This window comes from Singulisphaera chitinilytica (assembly GCF_049331405.1).
Lineage (GTDB): Bacteria > Planctomycetota > Planctomycetia > Isosphaerales > Isosphaeraceae > PoT.
Genome location: NZ_CP186274.1, coordinates 7,473,018 through 7,495,165 on the forward strand (window position 1 = coordinate 7,473,018; position 22,148 = coordinate 7,495,165).

The window sequence follows — 22,148 nt, forward strand, 5'->3', positions numbered from 1 at the left end:
TTATTGGAGACTGAACGAGGCGCCGGGGTTGTCGAGTTCCTGGGGATCGAAGAAGAGCCACACACCAACAGCCCTCGTTATTACCTCTGATACAACACTGAAGCGACTATTCATCCAAATTTCACGAGGAACGCGGGCTCTGCCCTGACTGGGAAATCATTCTCTCGGGCTGCTACGTTTGAGGGCCGCTGATTTAGATCCGAGATGGTTTCGCTTTCGTTGTGTCGAGGCGCGAGAGCATACCTAACCTCTATTTGGGTTAGTGGGCGAATCAATTCCAGGAATTAAAAAATGAATTAACATTATAAAATCGATAACTATTTGTAAAAAGAATTGTCAATGTATAAATGTTTTATGTTGCGGGATCGGCGCTACGGGGGTTCGTAATTGACGGGTTCCCGATCATCTGAAATTCGAGACCTGGTGATCCGGTGGTGGAGCGAGAGAATGACACATTCGTGCGACCTTGTTTATGCTCCTCGATCCTGCCCGAAGACTCGCTTGAACGCGGACGCGAACCTCCGGCTGGCGGTTGCTTGACAACCGCTCAGCCGCCTACATAGCATCGGCACCTGATTCCCCCTCTCCTGGCGGAGTTCCCCGATGTCTCAATCGCTACGCTTGACGGCCAGCCATGGCGGACTCCTCGTCGTCGACATCCAGGAGAAGTTGATTCGCCAAATCCACGACCGCGACCTGGTGATCGCGAATGCGATCCGGCTCACGCAGGCGGCGAAGGCCCTCGAGTTGCCGCACTGGGCGACGGAGCAATATCCGAAAGGGCTCGGGCCGACGATCCCGTCGCTCGCCGAACTCGTTCCCGATCGCGTGGCGAAGATGACCTTCCACGCATGCGCGGGCGGCATATTGGATCAACTCCGGGAGAAGCGGATCCACCACGTGACGCTGACCGGCATCGAGGCCCACGTGTGCATCGCACAGACGGCCCTGGAACTTCTCGACCAGGGCTATCGGGTGCAGATCCCCGCCGATGCGGTCGGGTCGCGGTCGAAGTTCGATGCCGAGGTCGCCCTGCGGCGGCTCGAACGTGCGGGCGCGGTCGTGTCGACGACCGAGGCGATCCTGTTCGAGTGGACGGAGACGGCCGACCGGCCCCAGTTCAAGGCGATCAGTGACCTGATCAAGTCGTTCGTCGCTCCACAACGCGTCGATTGATAAACGTACGCTCGTGAATGAGGTGATCCCCGTGCTCTCGATCCCACCCCCGGCGATTCCGACCCCGCTCAACCCTTCCCCGAGGCTGCTGCTGGGCCCAGGGCCGAGCGAGGTCCACCCCCGAGTCCTCGCCGCGCTGGGGATGCCGCTGCTCGGCCACCTCGACCCGGAATTCGTCGCGCTCATGGATGAGACGCAGCAACTCCTGCGCTACGCCTTCCAGACGAAGAACCGCCTGACGATCGCGGTCTCCGGCACGGGTTCGGCGGGCATGGAGGCCGTTGTCGTCAACCTCATCGAGCCAGGCGATAAGATGCTCGTCTGCGTCAACGGCGTCTTCGGGACGCGCATGGTCGACGTCGCCAAGCGTGCAGGGGCCGAAGTCACGGCCATCGAGCGCCCCTATGGCGAGGTCTTCGACCCCGAGGAGGTTAAGGCGGCGATACAGCGTGTGAATCCCAAGGTGGTCGGGATCGTCCACGCCGAGACGTCCACCGGCGCCTGGCAGCCTGTCGAGGAGATCGCCAAGATCGCCCATGAGGCCGGGGCCTTGATCGCCATCGACACGGTGACGGCCCTCGGCGGAATCCCCGTCGAGATCGATAGCTGGGAGATCGACGCGGTTTACTCGGGTACGCAGAAGTGCCTGAGCTGCCCGCCGGGCCTGGCCCCCGTCTCCTTCAGCGCCCGGGCGGCCGAGGTCATCAACGCGAGGAAGACGAAAGTCCAGAGCTGGTACCTGGACCTGACCATGATCCAGCAATACTGGGGCAGCGACCGCGTCTATCACCATACCGCGCCCATCAGCATGAACTATGCATTGCGCGAGGCGCTGGCCCTCGTGGTCGAGGAAGGGCTCGAGGCTCGATTCGCGAGGCATGCCCTCAACGCCAAGGCCCTCAAGGCCGGCCTCGCTGCGATGGGCGTCGGCATCGTGACCGCCGAGGGGCACCAACTCCCGCAGCTCACCTGCGCCAGGATCCCCGACGGGATCGACGACCTGACCGTCCGGAAGCGACTGCTCAAGGAGTGGGGGATCGAGATCGGCGGCGGTCTCGGATCGCTCAAGGGGAAAGCCTGGCGGATCGGACTGATGGGCTACGGCTCGCGGCAGTCGAACGTCACGCTGTTGCTCGCGGCCCTCGAAACGTGCCTCCGGGATCTCGGGCACTCCCTCGAGCCGGGAGCAGCCCTCGCCGCCGCCTCCGACGTCTACTCCCAAAGCCAGAAGCCCGTCGCGGCCGGGGCCTGATCCGGTCTGAAGTCGGATGAACGCAGGGCGTCGAGTCGACCTGGCTCGACGCCCTTTGCTCTGCGCACTGCATCCCGAGGCGGGAGCCTTTCGATTCGAGGATCCGAATCCGTTCGGCTTACCGGCTTGCAGGGCCTGCGAAGGTTCGGTTAAAATCGCCCCATGACGTTCGTCCGAGTCTGATCTCGTCTACGGAACGATGGGGTGCTGTCGTGCGTGAGCTCGAAAAACCGATCGGGCGGGTTTGGCGTCGGCTGCGATTCCAGCGTTTTCTCTCCGCGCTGGTCTGGTGCTGGGGGGGGGCCCTCCTCATCGTCGCGATGGCCGTCGCGGCCGAGAAATTCCTGAAATACCCGGTCCCTGGCGCCGACTGGCTGCCGTTCGCGATCGCGGGGGGCCTTGGCGTCCTGATCGCCGCGGCCATCGCCATCTGGACGGGGCCGAGCCGTGTCGATGCGGCGGTGGCCATCGATCGGGTCTTCCAGCTCAACGAGCGACTGAGCACGGCCTTGACCCTGCCCGAGGAGCTGCTCGCAACCTCGGCCGGCCGCGCCCTGATGGCCGACGCGATCAAGCACGTCTCCGGACTCGAGATCGGCAGCAAGTTCGGCCCCAAGATGCCGAGGCTCGCCTGGATCCCGCTCGTTCCCGCCGCGATCGCCACGGGCATGCTTTTTGTCCCCGAGCTGACGCAACGCAAGGCGGTCGCGAAGGTCTCGGAGACCCTTGACAAGAAAGTCGTCGAGAAGCAGACCAAGGCACTCGGCAAGAAGATCGCATCCCAGCGCAAGGAGATGGCCAAGGAGAAGTTCGCCGAGGCGGAGAAGCTCCTGGCCCAGATCGAGAAGGCGGCGGAAGACCTCGCGAAGTCGCCGCCCGCCCAGAAGGACAAGGCGCTGGTCGAACTCAACAAGCTCACGGACGCGATCAAGGATCGGCAGAAGAAGCTCGGCTCTCCCGAGCAGATCAACCGCCAGCTCCAGCAGCTCAAGGACATGGCCAACAACGGCCCGGCCGACGAGTTCGCCAAGGACATCGCGAAGGCCGACTTCGCCAAAGCGGCCAATGAGCTCAAGAAGCTCCAGGAGAAGCTCAAGTCGGGCACCATGTCTGAGCCCGAGAAGAAGGCGCTCAAGGATCAATTGAGCCAGATGTCCAAGCAGTTGGACAAGCTCGCCAACATGGATCAGCGCAAGAAGCAGCTTGAGGAGGCCCTCAAGAATGGCGGGCTCAACCAGGAGCAATTCGACAAGGAGATGTCGAAGCTCCAGGAGCAGGCCAAGAGCCTCAAGCAGCTCCAGCAACTCGCCTCGAAGCTAGGCCAGGCTCAGGACGCCCTTCAGAAGAACGACATGCAGAAGGCCGCCGAGGCGATGGGGGCGACCCAGGATCAACTCGCCGAGATGGCCAAGCAGCTCCAGGAGCTCGAGTCGCTCGACGGGGCCCTCGCCGACCTCCAGGACGCCAAGAACGGCATGACCGGCGAAGGGATGAACCAGCTCGGAGAATCGCTGGGTAACATGGGGATGGGGGGCAACAACCGCCCTGGTCAGGGGAACGGCCTGGGACGTGGACGAGGCCAGGGGGATCGTCCCGAGGCTCCCGACTCGACTTCGCTCTACACCGCGAAGCAGAAGATGCAGTTCAACAAGGGGAAGGCCGTGCTCGAAGGTTACAGCCAGTCGAACACGCCCCAGAAGGGACAGAGCGTCATCGATATCCAGGGTGAGATGGCGACCTCGGCAGGGCTCTCGGAAGAGGCCCTAACCAATCAGAAGGTTCCCAAGAACGTCGAAAAGCACATCCGCGGCTATTTCCAGGAACTCAACAAGGGCCGTTGAGTAAGGTTCGAGCCGGCGAGCGATTGCCGGCTCGAGAATCCGGTCCGCTCAGAGGACTTCGGACGAAGAACCGCCTCCGCGGGGCTTGGCGATGTCGGTGATGAGCCGGCCTTGCTTGAAGATCGAGATGGTTCCCGTCGACTGCGAGATGCACAACGAGATGGCGCCGGTGGTCATGGTGATGGCCGCCGCCGCCTCGTGTCGCGTCCCCAGCCCGTTCTGTAGGGGTGGGTCGAGCTTGGCGTGAGGCGCGAGGTAGCGTCCCGCCGACAGCAAGACGCCGTCGCCTCGGATGATGAACGCCCCATCGATCGCCGAGAATTCCTTGATCGTCTCCTCGAGCCGAGGGTCGAGGACGTTGCGCTCCGTCTCGGGATACCCGTGGAACGGGTTGATCACGAGCTGGTGGCTCTGTGAAAGGACCTTGTCGCTGTCGCCGACCACGAAGATGGTCCCGACCGACCGCCCTTCTCTCCCTTCCAGTCCCAGCTCGCTAGCGAGGCTCAGCAGGCGCTCGAAGACGGCCGGGGTGACGTCCGCCGGCAGCGGATCGGCCGCCGAGTAGGCGAACATCTCAAGCTCCGTGCCGAGATCGAGGACGATGATCGTGTCGATCGTCCCGGAGCCATCGATGCCTGTCAGGCAGACGATCCGGTCGCCGATCCGAATCAGGCTCTCGGCGGCCGCAACGAGCGTGGCGACCTTGATCTGGCCGGCGCGCGTCATGGTGATGTCGGGGACACGGACGATCGCGCAGAGCTCCTCCCAGCCCGGAGGGGCCTGGAATCCCAGGCGCCTCGAGACGAGGATCACGCGGAAGTCGACGTCCTGGATCAGGTCGGCGAGATCCTGATCGTCCTCAACGACGTCCGCGTAGAGCAGGACCACGCGTGCGCCGACTTCTCGGGCGATCGCATGGGCATGACGAACCAAACTTCGGGTCAAGGTCTTCAAGTCGCGCTCAGGGTTTCTGTAGGGGCGTGGCTCGATCCACGGCTTGAGTCTCGAGGCCGATCTCGAGGACTCCAAGGTCGTCGAGCGATTCGGGATCCTTCGCCTCGCCGGCCTGCTCGATGTGAATGCGATTCGGCCCCATCTTCAAGAGGTCGGCGGGGATCGGGATCCGAATCCGCTCCGGTACTTCGTTCTTGGTGGCGATGTATTGGTTCAAGCTGCCAATCGGCTTGTCGTTGACCTGGACGGTCGTGCGCAACTCGCCGTTCCGGACCTTGTCCGAGAACGGAAGGCCATCCGCTTCGCCTACCACCTGGACCACGTCGACCGCCAGGACAGCGGGTTGACTCGGGACGTCAGTCAGCTCGAAGGTCAGGTCGTACGACTTCCCCTGGGGTTGGGGAGGGTCGAGCGGGATCGGTGTGAGGACGATGTCGTTGCCCAGGTGGTGGGCCGTGGGGTCGAGGACAAGGCGTCGCCCCCGGCTCAGGACCTTGATCTTTCGCAAACGGTCTCTGGAGATCGTGAGCGGGGTGGTCGAGTAGGGAGTTTCGAGGGTGGCGACGGCGTCGGTCAGTGAGACGAGGGCCCCCTCGGCCTGGTCGAGATCCCGCAGGTCATTTCCCGGGGCGGCCCGCCAATCGGCCAGCACGATCAGGCCGTCGATCCAGCGGCTTGTGGCGGCCTGCCGTCGGAAGATGAGCCCCGAGACGGTGCTCCAGGGGAGCGAGAGTTCCTCGCGATCAACCCGGAACGCGACGCGCTCGGCGCTCGCACGTAGGATCTGCCCGAAGACCTGATCGCCGCCGAGGCGGATCTCATCCTGGCTGGGGTCGACCTCGAGCCCGGTCACTTCGTCGGCGAATCGCACGAGCCTGAGGTCGTCGAAGTGGATCGCAATCCCCCCGGGATCATCCCCCTTCCCGCTCGCGAAGCTGGCGAGCCTGATCTCCTGGAGGGGGCCTCCCGGTCCCTTTCCATGGGCCAAGTCGTTGCCGTCGACGGAGATCTCGGTCTGATCAGGGCCGAAACGGATGCTCAGGCGATGCCAGCCGGGGCTGCGTACGAGCCTTTGAACCGCCAAGGCAGGGCCGCCGGGAGACTCGACGGAGAGGCTCTCCTCGGCCCATCCCAGCACCGATCGAATCGTTTCCGAGCCTGTCGGGCCGCGGAAGAGGAGGTCGACGAAGGCCTGGTTGCCCGCCGCGACCTTGCCCCCGTCGTGGAAGGCCACCTCGAGCCGTCCGGCGGCGATGGGGTCTGGGAGTCGGGTCGTCACCGAGGCGGCTCCGCCCGGGACCTTGAGGCTTCGATCTCCGGAGATGTGAGGCTTGTCGACGACCTCCGGCTCCCCGGTAATCCCCCAGCGCGAGCTATCCAGGCTTTCAAAGCCATCGTTGAAGACTTGCATCTCCCCGACGCGCTGGACGACCGAGCGGACGCCCCCGCGGTCGATCACTAACTTCGGGCCTGCCGAGGTGTCGGAGAGCGAGATGGTTCTGTCGTCGAGCACGTTGAGTCGGCCCGAAATCCGCCGGCCGAGGCCCAGGTCGACGCGAAACGGAGGGATGGTCGCAGTGGGTGGCGGCCCTTCCCTCTCGATCGTGATGATCATCCCGGGCTGCAGCGGCAACGATTCCTTACCGTCCTGAGACTGGAACGCGAAGCCCTTCTCGGGATCGCCGACGATCCGGCCCAGGAGCCTCCGGCCCTCGGGACCGAGCAGGGTCTCGGCTGCGGGATGGCTCCCGGTCGGCGGATCGTCCGCCAGCACCGGCCCGGCCCATGACCCTAGCCAGAGGAAGATCGCTGCGGTCGTGACGTAGGGGTTTCTCATCAATACGATCTTACGCGCGCATTTCCTCCTTCGGCAAGAACGGGCTCGCCTTAAGTCCTCGTAAGCCGACGTCAGCGAATGAGGTGGGTATCACAGCTCACCCATCGTCGATTCGCGAAGAGTTTGGGCTCGATGCCGGTCGGCGTTCGTTCGATCTGCCCGGGCGAGGTCGTTCCCACAGTAAGTTGTCGACGCGACAAATGGGCACGGTTACAACGGCTGTGCGCGCTCATGATTGTTCGATCACGGACCTCGATGGGAGACCTGGGATGGTGAATCGGTTCAAGTCGGTGTTTGTCCAGAAGGCATGCTGGCTCTTTCTCGCCTCACTTGTGTGGGGATCTTCCTCTCAGGCTTCCGAGCCCTTGCGCATCATCGTCTTCGGCGCCCACCCCGACGATTGCGAACTTGATGCGGGAGGCACCGCAGCTATGTGGGCCAAACTCGGCCACAAGGTCAAGTTCGTGAGTGTCACCAACGGCGATATCGGCCACCATGAGATCGCCGGCGCGATCCTGGCCAGGCGGCGGTTAGCCGAGGTCCGAGAATGCGCCAAGATCCTCGGGATCGAGACCGAGGTACTCGACATCCACGACGGCGAACTGATGCCCACGCTGGAGAACCGCCGGACCATCACCAGGAAGATCCGCGAGTGGAAGGCGGACATGGTGATTGCCCATCGTCCGAACGACTATCACCCCGACCATCGCTACACGGGGATCCTCGTGCAGGACGCGGCCTTCATGGTGATCGTCCCGAGCTTCTGCCCCGACGTCCCCGCGCTCCGGAAGAATCCGGTATTCCTGTACTCGGAGGACAGCTTCAAGAAGCCGAACCCATTCGAGCCGGATGTGGTCGTCCCGATCGACTCCGTCCTTGAGACCAAGGTCAAGGCGATCGATGCGCTCGGTTCCCAGTTTTATGAGTGGAACCCCTGGCTGTTCGGGACGCTCGACGAGGTCCCCAAGACGAGCGAGGAACGCCTGGTCTGGACCCGCGAGCGAGCCGCCCGCAATTACGGGGCGACCGCGGATCGGTTCCGCAAGATGTTGATCGAGGAGCTGGGCGAGGAGAAAGGCAAGGCGGTCAAGACGGCCGAGGCGTTCGAGGTCTGCGAGTACGGCTCTCAGCCCGACAAGGAGACGTTGAAGAAGCTCTTCCCGTTCTTCGGCGACAAGTGATCGTCGACCAAGCCTGGAAATGAGAAAACCCCGCGCGTCGACCTCGGGTGGAGGTCGACGCGCGGGGTGGGTTGCTAGCCTGGTCGGTCATGAGAGGCCCGGATCAATAGGGCGGGGTTGCCGCGTTGGGCGGACCGGCTGCACGTCGGAGGTGGTCCTTGTCGATGTAGACGACTTCCACCCGGTGATCGACGTGATTGAACGGGATCGGATAGTCCGACCAGTAGGATTCATCGTAGTACACCGTGGCCTTGTAGTGGCAGTGAACCAGCTGGCAAGGACCGGCGAGCGGATAGATTTTCACGGGGTCCACTTTGTCGCCGATCTTCTCGATCAGGAAGCGGACGTTGTTGCGTTGGGTCTCGTAGAACGGCGGCGACCCGTTCTTGAACTTCGTCACCTTGTCCCACACCTCTTGCTCGCTGGGCGGGTCGAGGCAGGTGCCCGGGGCGAATTCGCCCGGGATCGGGTCGAGGATCGGGACGCGGTCGCGTTCTTCTCGCTCCATGTCACGCTCCAGCCGCTGCTGCTGCGACGGCAGGATCGGCCAGGCGAACGACCACCCCGTGGGGTGGAGCGGCGAGATATTGCGGAAGACGTAGACGAGGCCGCAACCGATGTTGCTCGTGGTGACCATCACCATCAAGGCACCCATCAGTAGCCCGCGAACCCAGCGCGGGGTGATCGGGCCCCGGTGCCGCGCGGATTTGGTCATCGGATATCCCCTCCGTGGAACATGCGCGAACGCGGGGGGAGGCGTTCCTGCCTCGCCGGCCTCGCGGCGCCGGGACCGTTATTCACGGTATTCCTGACCGGTCGTTCCGGCCTCGTGCCAGAGCGTTTGACCGGTCCATGTGGTTTACTTATCGAACGAGTAGGTCTCGGGGTGTGAGGAATTTCCCGAAGGAATCGGCAAATTCCCCTTGTGGCGTCGGGAGGGTCGCGAGGATCGAGTCGAAAACGCCATGTTTCACCTCGTGACGGCCGGATGACACAACGACGAAGGCCGGCGAGGAAAATCCTCGCCGGCCTTCGTTGTATCGGTCTTTCGACCCCGCGTTCGTCTACCCTACTGCTCTTAGTAGGAGAAGATGCCGAACGGGTACGGGGTGAAGAACGGACGGGTGTAGTGCTTCTTGAAGTCGAGCCACCAGATTCCGTCGTCCCAGCGGAGGGTCACCGCACGCCAGTCGAGGGGAACTTCGGGGTACGGGTAGGGAGGGCCGATGTTCGGCCAGGCCTGCCAGGGGTAGGCCGTCGGGTAGCCAACCGCCGAGAAGTTAGGATAGGGGGCATAGCTGGGCCAGGCGTAGTTGGGGGCTCCGGGGGCCGGGGCGCCCGCGCCACCGATGGCCGGGCCTTCGGGGAGGGGGCCGCTGGCGTCAACCGGGGCGCCGGGGCCGGCGACCGTGGTCGGGCCGGCCGGGGCCGCACCGTCATAGACGATCTCGTCGCCGCCGGCCGGGGCGTGCGAGAAGCGATGGCCGCCGAGGGCAACCCGCTGCTGGGGCTGGTACTGGGCGGGCTGGATGCGAGCGTCACGCGGCAGGGCGATCTGGTCGATCACGCCCTTCACGCCGGCGACCTGCTGGGCGCGACCGAGGGCCTCGGCCTTGAGGGCCTGGTTCGCGACCCGACCCTTCAGGGTGACCATGCCGTCGCGAGTCTCGATCTCGATCCGAGTGCCGGCCAGCGAGCGGCTCGCCTTCAGCGCACCCGCAACCGCGTCGGCGGTCGCCTGGTTGCCGCCGGGGGCGGGGCTCTGAGCTAGGCTCATCGAGGTCGAGCCGGCCATGACGGCCAGCGCCAGGGAAATCCGTTTCATCGCAAGCAACATAGGGCTTATCCTTCTCCCGCCTGTGGCCGAGACGAACTGAACACGAACGGCGAGCGGGACGCGTCGTTCGATTTCGGCGTTGGTTCCGTCGCTAGAGCGTATCGGAAACGTCTCGCATCGATTTTCAGCGACTCCGGACCCTTCTTTGACTCGCAGGTCAGGTCCTAACGGTCGATTCTTTTCGAGCGAACAAGACGGTCGTGGAGGTGGGGTTTCGAGGTGCGATCGTCGCGGCCGTCGGGCATTCCCGATTCCACGCAAATGTGGCCCATGCCCCCGCCCCGGTCAAATCGCGGCGCAAAAAAAAACGGGGCCGAAGGGCCCCGTATGACAGTCGAATCGATTGATCCAAAAATGCAGGTCTTTACCGCGGTCGCTCAGCTCGCGAGCTTCGGCTCGGCCGCGACCATCGCACGCCTGGTCGTCCCGAGCTCGGCATGGCCGCTTCCTACGGTCATACCAATCAGGAGGACGGTCATCGTCCCGCCGGCGAAGAGGGCGAATTCGGAATCCTGACGGCCACAGATCGCACCCGCGAATCCGAGCCCCACCATGGCTAAGACGAAGCCTGCACGAGCCCGACTCACCCACTTGGTGGAGCCCGGCGGCACGAGTCGGCATACGCAGAGGGAGATGACCCCCACGAGCTGGAACAGGATCACGAGGATTTCTGCGTACGAGCTCAAATCAGACAAGACCATAACAGGCTCCTTCCATGGGCACTGTTTGGGATGACGATGATTGGCTTTTGGCGAGTTGGCTGCGTCCTGGACGACTTTGAGGAGAATGCAGGTTCCGCGCCATCAAACTCGCGGCAAACGCCTCAGATGCGTGATAGCGGCAGATCAAGGTCGGAACTTGAGGAAAAAATCCAACAATTCGAAAAAAGCTTTCGAAAACGTCCGGTTGAGAGCCCCTGAATCTTGAGGAAAAAAGAAACCCTCGGAACGAATTATCGCCCGAGGGTGCGTAACTGTTACAAATTGCAGGGTCGTTCTTTCAATCCGACGGCCCGTTTGTAATTACCGACCACCCCGAGTGCGGCCGCTTCGGTTGGGGAACGGGTTCTTGATGACCCCCTGCCCGCTGATGTCGAGGACCTTCCAGCCGGCCTTCTCGTGACGAACCGTCACGGTCCGAATGAAATTGTCCCCCTTCTCGTTCGACTTCCCGATCGTCACCCCGACCCTGCCCGAGCTGGTCGCGGTATTTTCGCCGACGATCCGGAATTCGTCGAGCTTGTCGGCGAGCTGGCTGAGGTCGTCCTCGGTCATGCTGCGGTCGAGAATCGTCGAGAACATCTGCTTGTTGCGAGCCGAGCACTCGAGTGGGGCGCGGTTTGCAGTCGCTTCGGAGAGGCGTTCGATGTCCTTCGCCTTCAGGGCGCCCAGGAAGGCTTCGACCGCGCCATGCGGATCGGTGAAATCGGCAGGCTCGTTATTACCGCCGCCGCCGGGCCCACCCGGAGACATGGGGCCACCCGGCACGCCGGGCATCCCGGCCATTCCCGGGGGCCTGGGACCTGCCGCCCCGCCAGGGCCTGCGTTGCGGGCCTGCTGAGACTGCATCATCGCCGCCATCATCTTCGACTGATCGCCGCCTGGCGAGGGGATGGCACCCGCACCGTTGACGGCTTGACCCGGGGGAGGCCCCGGTCTGAAGGCTCCAGGACCCATCGCCCCTTGTGGACCGGCAGGCCCTCCTGGGCTGCCCGCGTTGCCGTTCGCGGCGGCAGGCGCCGGTTCCGTGTTCGCAGCGGCCTTGTTGCCCAGAGCGAGCATCTCGGCGGTGGTGGCAGAACTCTCGGAAGTGGGCTTGGCGGCCTCTCCTCCATCCTCTGTGGCCGTCGCGGTGGCTTCACCCTCCGTGCTTTCCTTCGCAGCTTCGCCCTCGGCGGGGGCGGCGGCCGTTGTTGTCGGGGTCGCCTCGGTCTCGGACTTGGCAGCGACAGGTGCCGGGGCCGCTGCCGGAGTCGGGGCCGCCGCGACAGTGGGAGCCGCGGGAGCGGGGTTCGCCGGGGCGGGCGCCTCCTCGGCCTCGGCGTCCTTCGCCTTCTGGGCGACGGGGGCCGCGGGAGGCGGGACGGGCGCCGGCGGGGCTGCGCTCACCGCAGGGCCGGACGCTGCGTTGGCGTCGGAATCCGGGTCGGGCACGTCTCCCCCGCCGCAACCGGTCCAGGCCAGGCACAACCCGGCCAACCCAATTGGCAAAAGCCGTCTGATCCGGGGTGTCATGGTTCGCGATCCTTTCCAATGGAGGGGCAGCCAGAGATGGACGAGCCCGTCAAGTGCGTTGCGACGTGGCCGTTTCGTCTCCATCCGAGCCGATATTTTATTATGACCCAATCCATTCGTGATTGAAAAGAGGGTGGATGATCGGGAGCATTGACATGCCCGTTACGCGATCCAAGTCGGCTCGTGTCGCGCACTTGCTCTCCCATGACCCTGGGTTTATGATGGGCTTTCGACCCGCCTTTGCGAGCATTACCGACCTCCGGAGTGTGAGTGATGCCCCCAGCCCAGAAGTTGATCCTCCTTGTCGACGACGATAACGAGATCATCGAGTCGATGCGGATGGTCTTGGAAAGCAAGAACTACCGCATCATGGTCGCTCGCGACGGGAATGCCGGATTGACCCTCGCCGAACGCGAGAGCCCCGACCTCATCGTGCTCGACATGATGATGCCGAAGAAGAGCGGCTTCCTCGTGCTTGAGAAGCTCAAGGGACGCCCCGGCGGCCTCATCCCCACGATCATGATCACGGGCAATGAAGGCAGCCGACATCGCGCCTATGCCGAGATGTTGGGGGTTCGCGACTACATACGCAAGCCGTTCGCGATGGAAAAGCTCGTCCGCTCGGTCGAGAAGATCCTCGAAGGACGTTCGTCCGACTCCCACCACGACGACTGATCTCGCCCGGCCTCGATGGCTCCTGACCTCTCTCCTCCCACCGCGGGAAGCTCACTCTCCGACCCTCTCCCCGCACGCGAGTCTCTGGCCGTCGCGATTCCATCGAAATAGCCATACTAAAGAGCCGGGGCCGCCACTGCGCGATCGCCCCGGCCTTTTCTTCGCCCGACGGCTCCGGGCTCAAGGGATTGAGTAGCCCAGCTTGCGCAGTTGCGTCGTGAGGGCGATCAGGGGGAGGCCTGTGATGGCAGAGTGGTCGGCCGTCTCGATCTGCTCGAAGAGGGTGATCCCGTGCTCCTCGAGCTTGTAACTCCCCGCGCAGTCGATGGGTTGGTCGACCGCGACGTAGCGCGCGATCTCCTCGGTCGTGAGGGGACGCATGACCATGTTTGTCGTGTCGGTATAAATATAGGTCTGACCCGCGTGGATCACGGCGACCGACGTGATCAGCGAGTGGGCCTTGCCCGCGAGCGCCGATAATTGGTCGATTGCGTTCTCGGCCGTGCCGGGCTTGCCGAGCAAGGCCCCATCGAAGCTGACGACCTGGTCGCTGCCGATCAGGGTCGCGTCGGGCTCCGTGTCGAGGATGCTCTCCGCCTTGGCGATCGCGAGGTGCTCGGCCAGCTCGCGATGGTTCCAGGTGCCCGCCTTCCAGTCCTCCTCGCGGATCCGAGGCTCGACGCAGCGGAACTCCAGGCCGAGGCGCTTCAGGAGCGCCTGCCGATAACGGGATGTGCTGACGAGGACGATTTCAGCCAAAGGCCTATCACCTTGCTTTCCGCATGTTGAAAAGAAAGGGCCGAGCCCGTCGGCGCTTCGCCGGTGTGCTGCGGCCCATGCCGGTGATCCACGATGGTCGACTCGGGCCAATCGCCCTGCCGGTCAGTTGGCTTCGGCCCCGCCGTGCTCGGCGTTGTACTGGGCGTCGTAGGCTTCGAGCCAGGCCTTGGCCCTCGGCAGGTCTTCGGCACGGACCCAGACGCGAGGCCCGGAGCTCATGCTTCCCAGAGCGTCATGCATGTCGTGGGTGTCGGCCACCGCGTTGATGCCGTCCTCGCTGAGGCGGTCGGCGAGGAACTTGGCCTGCATCAGGTCGAGAGCCCAGTAGGCCTCGACGAGTTCGCCGGCGAGCGGGCTCGACGGTTCCGGGATTGGCCGATCCCCCTCGGGCATGTCGAGGTCGAGCGGGGAGGCGTCCGCCGAGCTCTCGTCGGCCTGGACGAACGTGGGGTCCTCCACGCCATCGGCCGAGGTCCCACACGACCAGCAAACCTCAAACGACGGATCGACCTTCGTCTGGCACTTCGGACAGGTCCACACGTGCATTCTCCTCGAAAGCTGGAATGAGCGTCGCCCTGGCCGTTGCCTCGATGGCCTCGGCACGAGCGACTCGACTCATTTTTCGTTGTCCGGTCGACTTTGCCGGCGTCGGTCGTACTCTTCGACGAACTTTCGCGCCGACACGTAATCCTGCGATCGCACCATGATCCGCGGCGAGAGCGAGGGGGACATGTACCCGAGGCTCCCGACCTTGCCCCCCTGGATCATCGCGGGGATCCCCTGCTCGGACAGGCGATCGACGATGAACTTGGCCTCGGTCGCGGTGCCGGCCAGGTAGCACTCGACCACCTGGCTCGGCGGCTCGGGCAACTCGAGGTCTTCGAGGTGCTCGAGCTTGTCCTCGACGCTGGGCTCGTAGATCGGGGCCGCCTCGTCGGCCGTCACGAATCCAGGGTCTTCAACCCCCTCGGCAGACGTCCCGCAGGACCAGCAGACGTCGAATGAATCCTCGATCGCCGTGCCACACTTGGGACACTTCCACATCGCCGCGTCCTCACTTTCGGGTGACGGGTTCCAATGTCGCTGGAAATGGTCCGACGGCTGTTTCAAGGTATCGACCCTGGTAAAGGAATCCCGTGCTCCGCTCAGATCCGAAGGCTCTCCACCAACTCCGACGGCGGTAGGATGTAGCCGAAGTAGAAATCGCCGAAGAGGGCATACTTCGCCGAGCTCTCATCGAATCGCATCGTATAAACGATATCTTTGAGATAAGCAGGATTCCGACCCCAGAGCGTGACGCCCCACTCCCAGTCATCGAGGCCCGTCGAGGCCGTGATGAGTTGCACGACTTTACCCGCGAATTTCATTCCGCTCCGGCCATGCTGGCTCATCATCTGCGATCGTTCTTCGAACGGCAGCGTGTACCAGTTCTGACCCTCGGTTCGCATCTTGCTCATTGGATAAAAGCAAATGCAGGGCCATTCGGGGAAGTCGGGGTAGAGGCGCTGGCGGTTCATCGGCACGAGCCGATCGGCGTACGAGGCGACCTTCGTCTTGTAGACGTTGCTCTCGGGGTCGACCCCCTCGCGATCGCGGAGGATCCGTCCGTATTCTTCGGCGTCGGGGACGTATTCGGAGACTTCCGTGATCGAATAGAACGAATATGTGGGGATGAGCGCAGGACCGATATCCGAGGCCTGCACCGCGATCTGGACCGCGTGGATGGCCCGCAGATCGTAGCCGGCCGCCATGATCCCGAAGTCGGCCTTGTGCCCCGGCACGGCGAAGCACTGCAACTGGTCGGGGGCTCCCGACGCCTTGGGGTCGAGGGCCTGCACCACCTGCTCACGCCCGGATCGGCGAGCCTCCTCGCTGAGGGAAGCCAGGATCGCGCGGTCGACGCGATAGAAGAGATGGAGGCAGTGCCACCCCTCCTCGGGCTTGAGCGTGGCCGGGATCTGCGCCGAGGCGGCCGGGCGATGGCCATGTTGCATCGGTTGCGTGGGAGCCGAGGCTTGGGGTCGGGTGGAGGCGGACTCGGACGTCATGACTGGCTCCCCTGAGCTGTTACTGTTCGGGTTCGAGGGGCAAGATTGGTCTGGAAACTGACAAACGCCAGCCCAGGTCAAGCCTCTCTCTGTTCCTCGCTGCGTCGCGCCTTGGCCGCGACTAGCCGCGATGGGCGTGGGCATTCGGTCCCGGTCGACCACGCCGAGGAACGCACGGTTTTCCCTTCCTTGGCTCACTTCCTTTGAATTCTACTCGTTGCCTCGGCCTTCGTCCAAGCGATGGCGGAGAGCCGCTCCGGGATCTCTTCGCCCCCTGGATCGTGCCATTGCGTCGTTCGAGCCGAAGGTGGGCATGGTGTTGATTGCGGCCTTTGGAAGGCGTACTTAGGATACGCGACTCTCCATCCTGTTGTACTTCGCCTCCTTTTGCCAACGGTCTTTGCGAGGCTGCCCATGCGCGTTGCACGAAGATTCCAAGGTCTCCTCATCGTCGGCCTCATGGCCGCCGTCGGTGTCTCGATCGGGCCCTCCGGCCAGGGGCAGGAGCCGGAAGCGGGGGGCTCGACCTCGGTCGATGCGACCAACCCCGGGATCAAAGGTTGGCGCAAGGGTGTGGGCTGGGGATGGATCTGGGGTAAGGACGACGAGGTTGGCTCCCTGAACGCGATGAGCGACCATTCGCGTGCCGCGGCACTGTCACTGGCGAAGAAGGGGCAGACTTTCGACCTCGGCTTGACCTATAGCCGTCGCAGTTTCAAATTCTCGGGCCACAGTCCCGGCGAGATCATCACGTTCCGCAGCCCAGATGGGCTGGATCGGATGAAGGATCCGGACGCCCCGCCGACGGCTTCGAACCCGGATCGGGTACTCTGGCACTCCGCCGCGATGTTCATCAGCGATAACATCGCGACGCAGATCGATGGCCTGGCGCACATCACGGCGGGGTCCGACGATCACTGGTACAACGGCTTCAAGGAATCTGAGTGGGGAGGCGACTTCGGCCCGCGCAAGTGCGACGCGACGACCATCCCCCCGATCGTCGCGCGAGGCGTCATGATCGACGTGGCGGCGTTCAAGAAGGTCAAGGTGTTGCCGGGACATACCGTTATCTCGGCCGATGACCTCAAGGCGACTCTGGCATGGGAAGGAGTGACCCTCAAGCCGGGAGACGTTGTCCTGGTCCGGACGGGCACCGGCCAACTCTGGGGTGAAGATGGCGCCGATCATGCGAAGATTGCCGAACACGACACGGCCGGCCCCGACCTCGCCGCCACCAAGTGGCTCGTCGAGGAACAAGGGGCGATCATGGTCGGATCCGACACGAGCGGTTACGAGGTCAATCCTGCGCCTGGCAAGCACGGGAGTGGCGTCCCGGTCCACAAGTATCTGCTCGTCGATCAGGGCGTTCACCTCGGCGAGTTCCATTACCTCGAAGGATTGAGCCAGGCTAAAGTGTACGAATTTTGCTATATTGCCTCGACCAATAAAATCAAGGGATCGGCAGCGGGATTTGGCCTTCGGCCGATCGCCTTGCGTTGATCGCGGGGCGAGTCGGGGGTAAATGGTCGAAGCCAGGTGCCAGGCCGGTCGGTGGACGGCCAGACTTGTTCAGTATGTCGATCTCTAATAGGATGTCGACAACGAGGGCCACTTGCCTGCGTCGGCGACGCAAGCCGCGCAAGGTGAAAGGCGTTGCGGGTAATCATGGAAGGGCAAGGGCGGCGGCCTGGCCGCCCGGGCCCGGCACTCTCACAGGCGAGTAGCGAGGAGAATGCGCGATGGCGACCGCTGACCGGACCAGGGGCCGGATTTACGACAACATCACCGAGACCATCGGGAATACCCCGCTGATCCGGCTTCGGCGCGTCACCGAGGGGAGTCAGGCCACGGTCCTGGCCAAGCTCGAGAACTTCAACCCGCTCTGGTCGGTTAAGGACCGCATCGGCGTGGCGATGATCGACGCCGCCGAGGCCGAGGGGAAGATCACCAAGGATACGATCATCGTCGAGCCGACCAGCGGCAACACGGGTATCGCCCTGGCCTTCACCTGCGCGGCCCGCGGCTACACGCTCAAGGTCACGATGCCCGAGAGCATGAGCCTCGAGCGTCGACGCCTCCTCAAGGCCTTCGGCGCCGAGATCGTCCTCACCCCGGCCGCCGAAGGGATGCCCGGTGCCGTCCGCAAGGCCGAGGAGATCGTCAAGACGACCCCAAACGCCTTCATGCCCCAGCAGTTCAAGAACCCTGCCAACCCGGAAATTCACCGGAAGACCACGGCCGAGGAAATCTGGCGCGACACAGACGGCCAGGTCGATATCCTGGTCTGTGGCGTCGGAACCGGCGGCACGATCACGGGTTGCGGCGAAGTGCTCAAGAAGTACAAGCCCAGCCTCAAGGTGATCGCCGTCGAGCCGGTCAGCTCCCCCGTGCTGACCCAGCACAAGAACCACGATACCCTCAAGCCTGGCCCGCACAAGATCCAGGGGATCGGTGCGGGCTTCATCCCCGACATCCTCAACACGGAGATCATCGACGAGGTCGTGACCGTCCGCGACGAGGACGCCTTCGACATCTCGCGTCGACTCGCCCGCGAAGAGGGGATGCTCTGCGGGATCTCCTGCGGCGCGGCGGCCTTCGGTGCCCTCCAGGTCGCCAACCGCCCCGAGAACGCAGGCAAGATGATCGTGGTCATCCTGCCCGACCTCGGCGAGCGCTACCTCTCCACGCCCCTCTTCCCCGAATAATCGGGAGCCCACAACGGCTTTTTGATCAGGCTCGAATGAACACGACGTGGCGTCCCGGCGGCTCGTTACGGAGTCACCAGGACGTCGCGTCGTTTTCCGCTCGATGAGGATCTACGGATTTCGCGGGTTTCAACTCACCCCGGCCATTTCACCAAATCGCCTTTGGATTCCATGAGTGAACTCGACTCGGGCTTGATAGTTCCCCTCTCCATTCATGACGCAATGGTCGCCCACTGTCTCAAGGATTCGCCGTTGGAGGCCTGCGGCATCCTGGGGGGGAGGTTTCCGCTGGTTTCCTCGTTCCACCCACTCAGAAATGCCGCGGCGAGCGAGACGTATTACGACGCGGATCACCAGGAATTGATCGCGGCCGTCGTGACGATCCGTGAGGCGGGGGGAGAGTTCCTGGCGATCTATCACTCCCATCCGAAGTGGCAGGCCGTCCCGAGCAAGACCGATCTGCGCGACAACCACTACGGTCCCCTGCCTCGAATCATCGTCTCACTGCTGGAGCCTAGTCCCGACGTGCGCATCTGGCGTCTGGACGAGGATTCCTTCACGGAACTTTCTTGGCGGGTCGTGCCCGATGACGAACTCGAGCGGTTGAAGGGCGACGCTTGAAAAGCTAAACTAGCCGTCCGAATCCTAAGAACTTGCTTGGGTAGGACTTTCGGTCGACTTGAACTCGACTCTCTTTCGTGGGGCTGGGATTGCGATGCAGAAGACTTTGATCATCTTCAAGCCGGATTGCGTTCAGCGTCGTCTCGTCGGGCAGATCCTCCAGCGCTTCGAGAGCAAGGGGCTGCGGATTGCCGGCCTGAAACTCATCCAGGTCGATCGCGCCCTGGGGGAGAAGCACTACGCCGAGCACCAGGGTAAGCCCTTCTTCGAAGGCCTGATCCAGTTCATCACAGGCGGCCCGGTCGTGGTGGGCATCCTGGAAGGGAACGAGGCCATCACCGTCGTCCGCACCCTCCTGGGCGCGACCAACGGCACCGCCGCCGCCCCGGGCACGATCCGCGGCGACTTCTCGATCAGCAAGCAGAACAACCTGCTGCACGGCAGCGACAGCCCCGAGTCGGCCGAGCGCGAAATCGCCCTCTGGTTCCGCCCCGAAGAGATCGTCGACTATTCGGTCGCCGGCTCCGAATGGGTCTTCGGCGGCGCCTGAGCCCATCCCGGCTCTCCCCGAGCCATACCTAGAGCCAATCTCCGCGGCCGGAACCGCTTCAACGCTCCGGCCGTTGCGGCTCCCTCCTCCACGCAAGTCGCTATCCTGGCGACTATTTGCGATCTCGCTCAGGCGAATCTCGTCTTCACCGCGGGAAGCCGAAAGCGGCGGCGTCAAACCTGCCCTGGCATCAGCGAGCCTCGGAAGTTACCCTCCGCTGTGGATTCGTCCACATCCAGGATAACCCGAGGCGTCGATTCCCGGCGAAAAACCTGCTCCCGCGATCGCAGGCAGGTCGATGTTTGACCTTGCGCACCGGATAAGACCGGGCGATTGAGTGGGTCGGGGTTTGATGTGGGCGACCGCGAGCGAGAGGGGGGACGTGTGGCCGAGGCTGAACGTGAGATCGCCGAGCTCCGCGAAGAGATCGAGAAGCACAACCGCCTCTACTACCTCGAAGCCGCCCCGATCATCAGCGATCGCGAGTTTGATCGCATGCTGAAGCGCCTCGAGCAACTCGAGGCCGAGAACCCCTCGCTCATCACGCCCGACAGCCCGACCCAGCGCGTCGGCGGTTCGCCCTTGTCTGCGTTTGAGACGGTCACACACTCCGTCCCCATGCTTTCCATCGAGAACACGTACAACTACGACGAAGTTCGCGAGTGGGACGCCCGCGTCCGTCGAGGCCTCAATGCCGACGATCAGGTCCGCTACGTCGTCGAGTTGAAGGTGGACGGCGTCGCGGTCTCACTCCGCTATGAGGATGGCAATTTCAAGCTCGGGGCCACGCGCGGCGACGGAGAGAAGGGCGATGACGTCACCGCCAACCTCCGGACCGTCCGCGAGATCCCGATCAAGCTCAAGGATACCCCCCCGGCCCTGCTCGAGATCCGCGGCGAGGTCTTCATGACCAACGCCGAGCTCGTCCGGCTCAATGAGATCCGTGTATCGAAAGGTGAGGCACCCTTCGCCAACCCGAGGAATTCGACGGCAGGATCCCTGAAGCTCCTCGATCCCAAGCTTTGCGGCCAGCGTCGCCTCCGCTTCCTGGCACACGGGCTGGGGGAGTTTAATGGCATCCAGGCCAGCACATATACCGAAATGCAGGCCCTCTTGAAGAAGTGGGGCATCCCCGTCGGCATCCACCAGGCAGAGTTCGACTCGATCGACGAGGTCCTCGAGTACGCCACGACCTGGGAGACCAAGCGGAACACGCTCGACTTCCAGACAGACGGCCTCGTCATCAAGGTCGACAACCTGGCCCAGCGTGCCCGGCTCGGGACTCGTAGCAAAAGTCCTCGCTGGGTGATCGCATTCAAATATGAAGCCGAGCAGGCCGTGACCAAGGTCCTCGGGATCACCGTCCAGGTCGGGAAGACGGGCAAGCTCACCCCCGTCGCCGACCTGACGCCGGTCGCGCTCGCGGGCACGACGGTCAAGCGGGCCAGCCTGCACAACGCCGACGAGATCCTGCGCAAGGACGTGCGGATCGGCGACACGGTCGTGATCCAGAAGGCGGGGGAGATCATTCCGCAGGTCGTCCGCGTCGAGAGCGACGCCCGTGACGGAACAGAGATCGCGTTCATGTTCCCGAAAGAATGCCCGAGTTGCGGCGGCCCTGTCGAGCGGATCGAGGGGGAGGTGGACTACCACTGCACCAATCCGCCGTCGAAGTGTCCCGAACAACTCAAGGAGTGGATCCGCTGGTACGCCCACCGTGACGCGATGGACGTCGAGGGTCTCGGGAGCAAGCTCATCGATCAGTTGGTGGACCGAGGCCTCGTGAAGAGCCTCGCCGAACTCTACAAGCTCGACGCAGCGACGCTCGCCGACCTCGATCGCATGGGCAAGAAGTCGGCCCAGAATTTGGTCAATGCGCTCGAAGCTAGCAAGACACGATCGCTGGATCGGTTCCTGACCGGCCTGACGATCCGCCACGTCGGGACGCGGAGCGCCGAGATTCTGGCCCAGCGATTCGAGACACTCGAAGCCATCCGGGGTGCCTCGATCGAATCGCTAGCCGGAGTTCCCGAAATCGGCACGGTCGTGGCGGCGAGTGTCCATGGCTTCTTCCAGGAGCCGGACAATCAGGCCTTGCTCGACGAACTCACGGCCGTCGGCGTCCACCCTACCCCGGTCAAGTTCAACCCGGTGGGCCATGCGTCGCTGCCGCTCTCAGGCAAGACATTCGTCATCACCGGCACCCTGCCCCAGCGCACCCGTCCCGAGGCCGAGGCACTCATCAAGCAGCACGGCGGCAAGGTGACCGGCTCCGTCTCCAAGTCGACGACCTACCTGCTGGCCGGTGAGGAAGCCGGCAGCAAGCTGGAGAAGGCCAAGCAGTTGAACATCACGATACTGAGCGAGCCAGAGTTGCTCGAGATGCTTGGCATAACGTCCGAATCCTGATCGGGTCGATCCAGGGTCTGGAGACGAGCCTGGACCCGCTCGTCCCCA

Annotated in this window: 20 protein-coding genes; 10 read left to right on the plus strand and 10 right to left on the minus strand. The window is 63.6% G+C overall.

The features are described 5' to 3' along the window. Window positions 1–603: 603 nt before the first annotated feature. The 3 genes from ACOYYX_RS29165 (at window position 604) to ACOYYX_RS29175 (ending at window position 4,269) form a co-directional block, all read left to right on the plus strand. Complete coding sequence (locus ACOYYX_RS29165) at window positions 604–1,176, plus strand: isochorismatase family protein (RefSeq protein WP_422926229.1); 573 nt, start codon at window positions 604–606, stop codon at window positions 1,174–1,176. A gap of 31 nt (window positions 1,177–1,207) precedes the next feature. Then, window positions 1,208–2,428 carry a pyridoxal-phosphate-dependent aminotransferase family protein gene (locus tag ACOYYX_RS29170; RefSeq protein ID WP_422926230.1) on the plus strand — a complete coding sequence of 407 codons (1,221 nt, stop codon included), beginning with the start codon at window positions 1,208–1,210 and terminating at the stop codon, window positions 2,426–2,428. 212 nt (window positions 2,429–2,640) lie between these two features. Continuing rightward, the gene (locus ACOYYX_RS29175; RefSeq protein ID WP_422926231.1) at window positions 2,641–4,269 is read left to right on the plus strand and encodes a hypothetical protein; all 1,629 of its coding nucleotides are present in this window, start codon (window positions 2,641–2,643) and stop codon (window positions 4,267–4,269) included. A gap of 48 nt (window positions 4,270–4,317) precedes the next feature. Here ACOYYX_RS29175 and ACOYYX_RS29180 read toward each other — a convergent pair whose 3' ends face one another. Both ACOYYX_RS29180 and ACOYYX_RS29185 read right to left on the minus strand, forming a co-directional pair. Next, window positions 4,318–5,214, minus strand: coding sequence for a DNA integrity scanning protein DisA nucleotide-binding domain protein (locus ACOYYX_RS29180; RefSeq protein ID WP_422926232.1), 897 nt, complete (start codon window positions 5,212–5,214; stop codon window positions 4,318–4,320). Between the two features lie 16 nt (window positions 5,215–5,230). Continuing rightward, window positions 5,231–7,060, minus strand: coding sequence for a hypothetical protein (locus ACOYYX_RS29185; protein ID WP_422926233.1), 1,830 nt, complete (start codon window positions 7,058–7,060; stop codon window positions 5,231–5,233). A gap of 269 nt (window positions 7,061–7,329) precedes the next feature. On the opposite strand from ACOYYX_RS29185, the gene ACOYYX_RS29190 reads away from it, so the two are divergent. Continuing rightward, window positions 7,330–8,241: a PIG-L deacetylase family protein gene (locus ACOYYX_RS29190; protein WP_422926234.1), complete on the plus strand. Its 912-nt coding sequence runs from the start codon at window positions 7,330–7,332 to the stop codon at window positions 8,239–8,241. A 103-nt stretch (window positions 8,242–8,344) separates the two neighbouring features. Here ACOYYX_RS29190 and ACOYYX_RS29195 read toward each other — a convergent pair whose 3' ends face one another. From ACOYYX_RS29195 to ACOYYX_RS29210, 4 genes are all read right to left on the minus strand, one after another. Then, window positions 8,345–8,956, minus strand: coding sequence for a hypothetical protein (locus ACOYYX_RS29195; protein WP_422926235.1), 612 nt, complete (start codon window positions 8,954–8,956; stop codon window positions 8,345–8,347). A 363-nt stretch (window positions 8,957–9,319) separates the two neighbouring features. After that, complete coding sequence (locus ACOYYX_RS29200) at window positions 9,320–10,078, minus strand: BON domain-containing protein (protein WP_422926236.1); 759 nt, start codon at window positions 10,076–10,078, stop codon at window positions 9,320–9,322. Between the two features lie 377 nt (window positions 10,079–10,455). Further along, window positions 10,456–10,779: a hypothetical protein gene (locus ACOYYX_RS29205; RefSeq protein WP_422926237.1), complete on the minus strand. Its 324-nt coding sequence runs from the start codon at window positions 10,777–10,779 to the stop codon at window positions 10,456–10,458. A 321-nt stretch (window positions 10,780–11,100) separates the two neighbouring features. Continuing rightward, window positions 11,101–12,312, minus strand: a complete 1,212-nt coding sequence (locus tag ACOYYX_RS29210) for a hypothetical protein (protein WP_422926238.1) — start codon at window positions 12,310–12,312, stop codon at window positions 11,101–11,103. A 273-nt stretch (window positions 12,313–12,585) separates the two neighbouring features. Between ACOYYX_RS29210 and ACOYYX_RS29215 the strand changes: the two genes are divergently transcribed. Beyond that, the gene (locus ACOYYX_RS29215) at window positions 12,586–12,987 is read left to right on the plus strand and encodes a response regulator (RefSeq protein ID WP_422926239.1); all 402 of its coding nucleotides are present in this window, start codon (window positions 12,586–12,588) and stop codon (window positions 12,985–12,987) included. A gap of 180 nt (window positions 12,988–13,167) precedes the next feature. Here the strand turns inward: ACOYYX_RS29215 and ACOYYX_RS29220 are convergent, their stop codons facing one another. From ACOYYX_RS29220 to hemQ, 4 genes are all read right to left on the minus strand, one after another. Further along, window positions 13,168–13,746: a Maf family protein gene (locus tag ACOYYX_RS29220; protein ID WP_422926240.1), complete on the minus strand. Its 579-nt coding sequence runs from the start codon at window positions 13,744–13,746 to the stop codon at window positions 13,168–13,170. Between the two features lie 123 nt (window positions 13,747–13,869). Next, window positions 13,870–14,307 carry a putative signal transducing protein gene (locus tag ACOYYX_RS29225; RefSeq protein ID WP_422926241.1) on the minus strand — a complete coding sequence of 146 codons (438 nt, stop codon included), beginning with the start codon at window positions 14,305–14,307 and terminating at the stop codon, window positions 13,870–13,872. Between the two features lie 75 nt (window positions 14,308–14,382). Beyond that, complete coding sequence (locus tag ACOYYX_RS29230) at window positions 14,383–14,811, minus strand: putative signal transducing protein (protein ID WP_422926242.1); 429 nt, start codon at window positions 14,809–14,811, stop codon at window positions 14,383–14,385. Window positions 14,812–14,912: 101 nt separating this feature from the next. Beyond that, window positions 14,913–15,815 carry a hydrogen peroxide-dependent heme synthase gene (hemQ, locus tag ACOYYX_RS29235; protein WP_422926243.1) on the minus strand — a complete coding sequence of 301 codons (903 nt, stop codon included), beginning with the start codon at window positions 15,813–15,815 and terminating at the stop codon, window positions 14,913–14,915. A gap of 414 nt (window positions 15,816–16,229) precedes the next feature. On the opposite strand from hemQ, the gene ACOYYX_RS29240 reads away from it, so the two are divergent. The 5 genes from ACOYYX_RS29240 to ligA all read left to right on the plus strand — a co-directional run bounded on the left by ACOYYX_RS29240 (window position 16,230) and on the right by ligA (window position 22,100). Further along, window positions 16,230–17,315, plus strand: a complete 1,086-nt coding sequence (locus ACOYYX_RS29240) for a cyclase family protein (protein WP_422926244.1) — start codon at window positions 16,230–16,232, stop codon at window positions 17,313–17,315. Between the two features lie 239 nt (window positions 17,316–17,554). After that, window positions 17,555–18,520 carry a cysteine synthase A gene (cysK, locus tag ACOYYX_RS29245; protein WP_422926245.1) on the plus strand — a complete coding sequence of 322 codons (966 nt, stop codon included), beginning with the start codon at window positions 17,555–17,557 and terminating at the stop codon, window positions 18,518–18,520. Between the two features lie 171 nt (window positions 18,521–18,691). After that, window positions 18,692–19,141 (plus strand): Mov34/MPN/PAD-1 family protein, encoded by a 450-nt coding sequence (locus ACOYYX_RS29250; protein ID WP_422926246.1) that lies wholly within the window; start codon window positions 18,692–18,694, stop codon window positions 19,139–19,141. 94 nt (window positions 19,142–19,235) lie between these two features. Next, entirely contained in the window at window positions 19,236–19,691 is a 456-nt protein-coding gene (ndk, locus tag ACOYYX_RS29255; protein ID WP_422926247.1) for a nucleoside-diphosphate kinase, read from the plus strand. Window positions 19,692–20,075: 384 nt separating this feature from the next. Then, entirely contained in the window at window positions 20,076–22,100 is a 2,025-nt protein-coding gene (gene ligA / locus ACOYYX_RS29260; protein WP_422926248.1) for an NAD-dependent DNA ligase LigA, read from the plus strand. Window positions 22,101–22,148 lie beyond the last annotated feature (48 nt).

Bases quoted from the DNA above. Each gene is read 5' to 3' on its own strand.
- ACOYYX_RS29250 (WP_422926246.1), top strand. From the start codon at position 18,692: ATGAGTGAACTCGACTCGGGCTTGATAGTTCCCCTCTCCATTCATGAC.
- ACOYYX_RS29195 (WP_422926235.1), bottom strand. From the start codon at position 8,956: ATGACCAAATCCGCGCGGCACCGGGGCCCGATCACCCCGCGCTGGGTT.
- ACOYYX_RS29165 (WP_422926229.1), top strand. From the start codon at position 604: ATGTCTCAATCGCTACGCTTGACGGCCAGCCATGGCGGACTCCTCGTC.
- cysK (WP_422926245.1), top strand. From the start codon at position 17,555: ATGGCGACCGCTGACCGGACCAGGGGCCGGATTTACGACAACATCACC.
- hemQ (WP_422926243.1), bottom strand. From the start codon at position 15,815: ATGACGTCCGAGTCCGCCTCCACCCGACCCCAAGCCTCGGCTCCCACG.
- ACOYYX_RS29215 (WP_422926239.1), top strand. From the start codon at position 12,586: ATGCCCCCAGCCCAGAAGTTGATCCTCCTTGTCGACGACGATAACGAG.
- ndk (WP_422926247.1), top strand. From the start codon at position 19,236: ATGCAGAAGACTTTGATCATCTTCAAGCCGGATTGCGTTCAGCGTCGT.
- ACOYYX_RS29185 (WP_422926233.1), bottom strand. From the start codon at position 7,060: ATGAGAAACCCCTACGTCACGACCGCAGCGATCTTCCTCTGGCTAGGG.
- ACOYYX_RS29210 (WP_422926238.1), bottom strand. From the start codon at position 12,312: ATGACACCCCGGATCAGACGGCTTTTGCCAATTGGGTTGGCCGGGTTG.
- ACOYYX_RS29240 (WP_422926244.1), top strand. From the start codon at position 16,230: ATGCGCGTTGCACGAAGATTCCAAGGTCTCCTCATCGTCGGCCTCATG.
- ACOYYX_RS29200 (WP_422926236.1), bottom strand. From the start codon at position 10,078: ATGTTGCTTGCGATGAAACGGATTTCCCTGGCGCTGGCCGTCATGGCC.
- ACOYYX_RS29190 (WP_422926234.1), top strand. From the start codon at position 7,330: ATGGTGAATCGGTTCAAGTCGGTGTTTGTCCAGAAGGCATGCTGGCTC.
- ACOYYX_RS29205 (WP_422926237.1), bottom strand. From the start codon at position 10,779: ATGGTCTTGTCTGATTTGAGCTCGTACGCAGAAATCCTCGTGATCCTG.
- ACOYYX_RS29230 (WP_422926242.1), bottom strand. From the start codon at position 14,811: ATGTGGAAGTGTCCCAAGTGTGGCACGGCGATCGAGGATTCATTCGAC.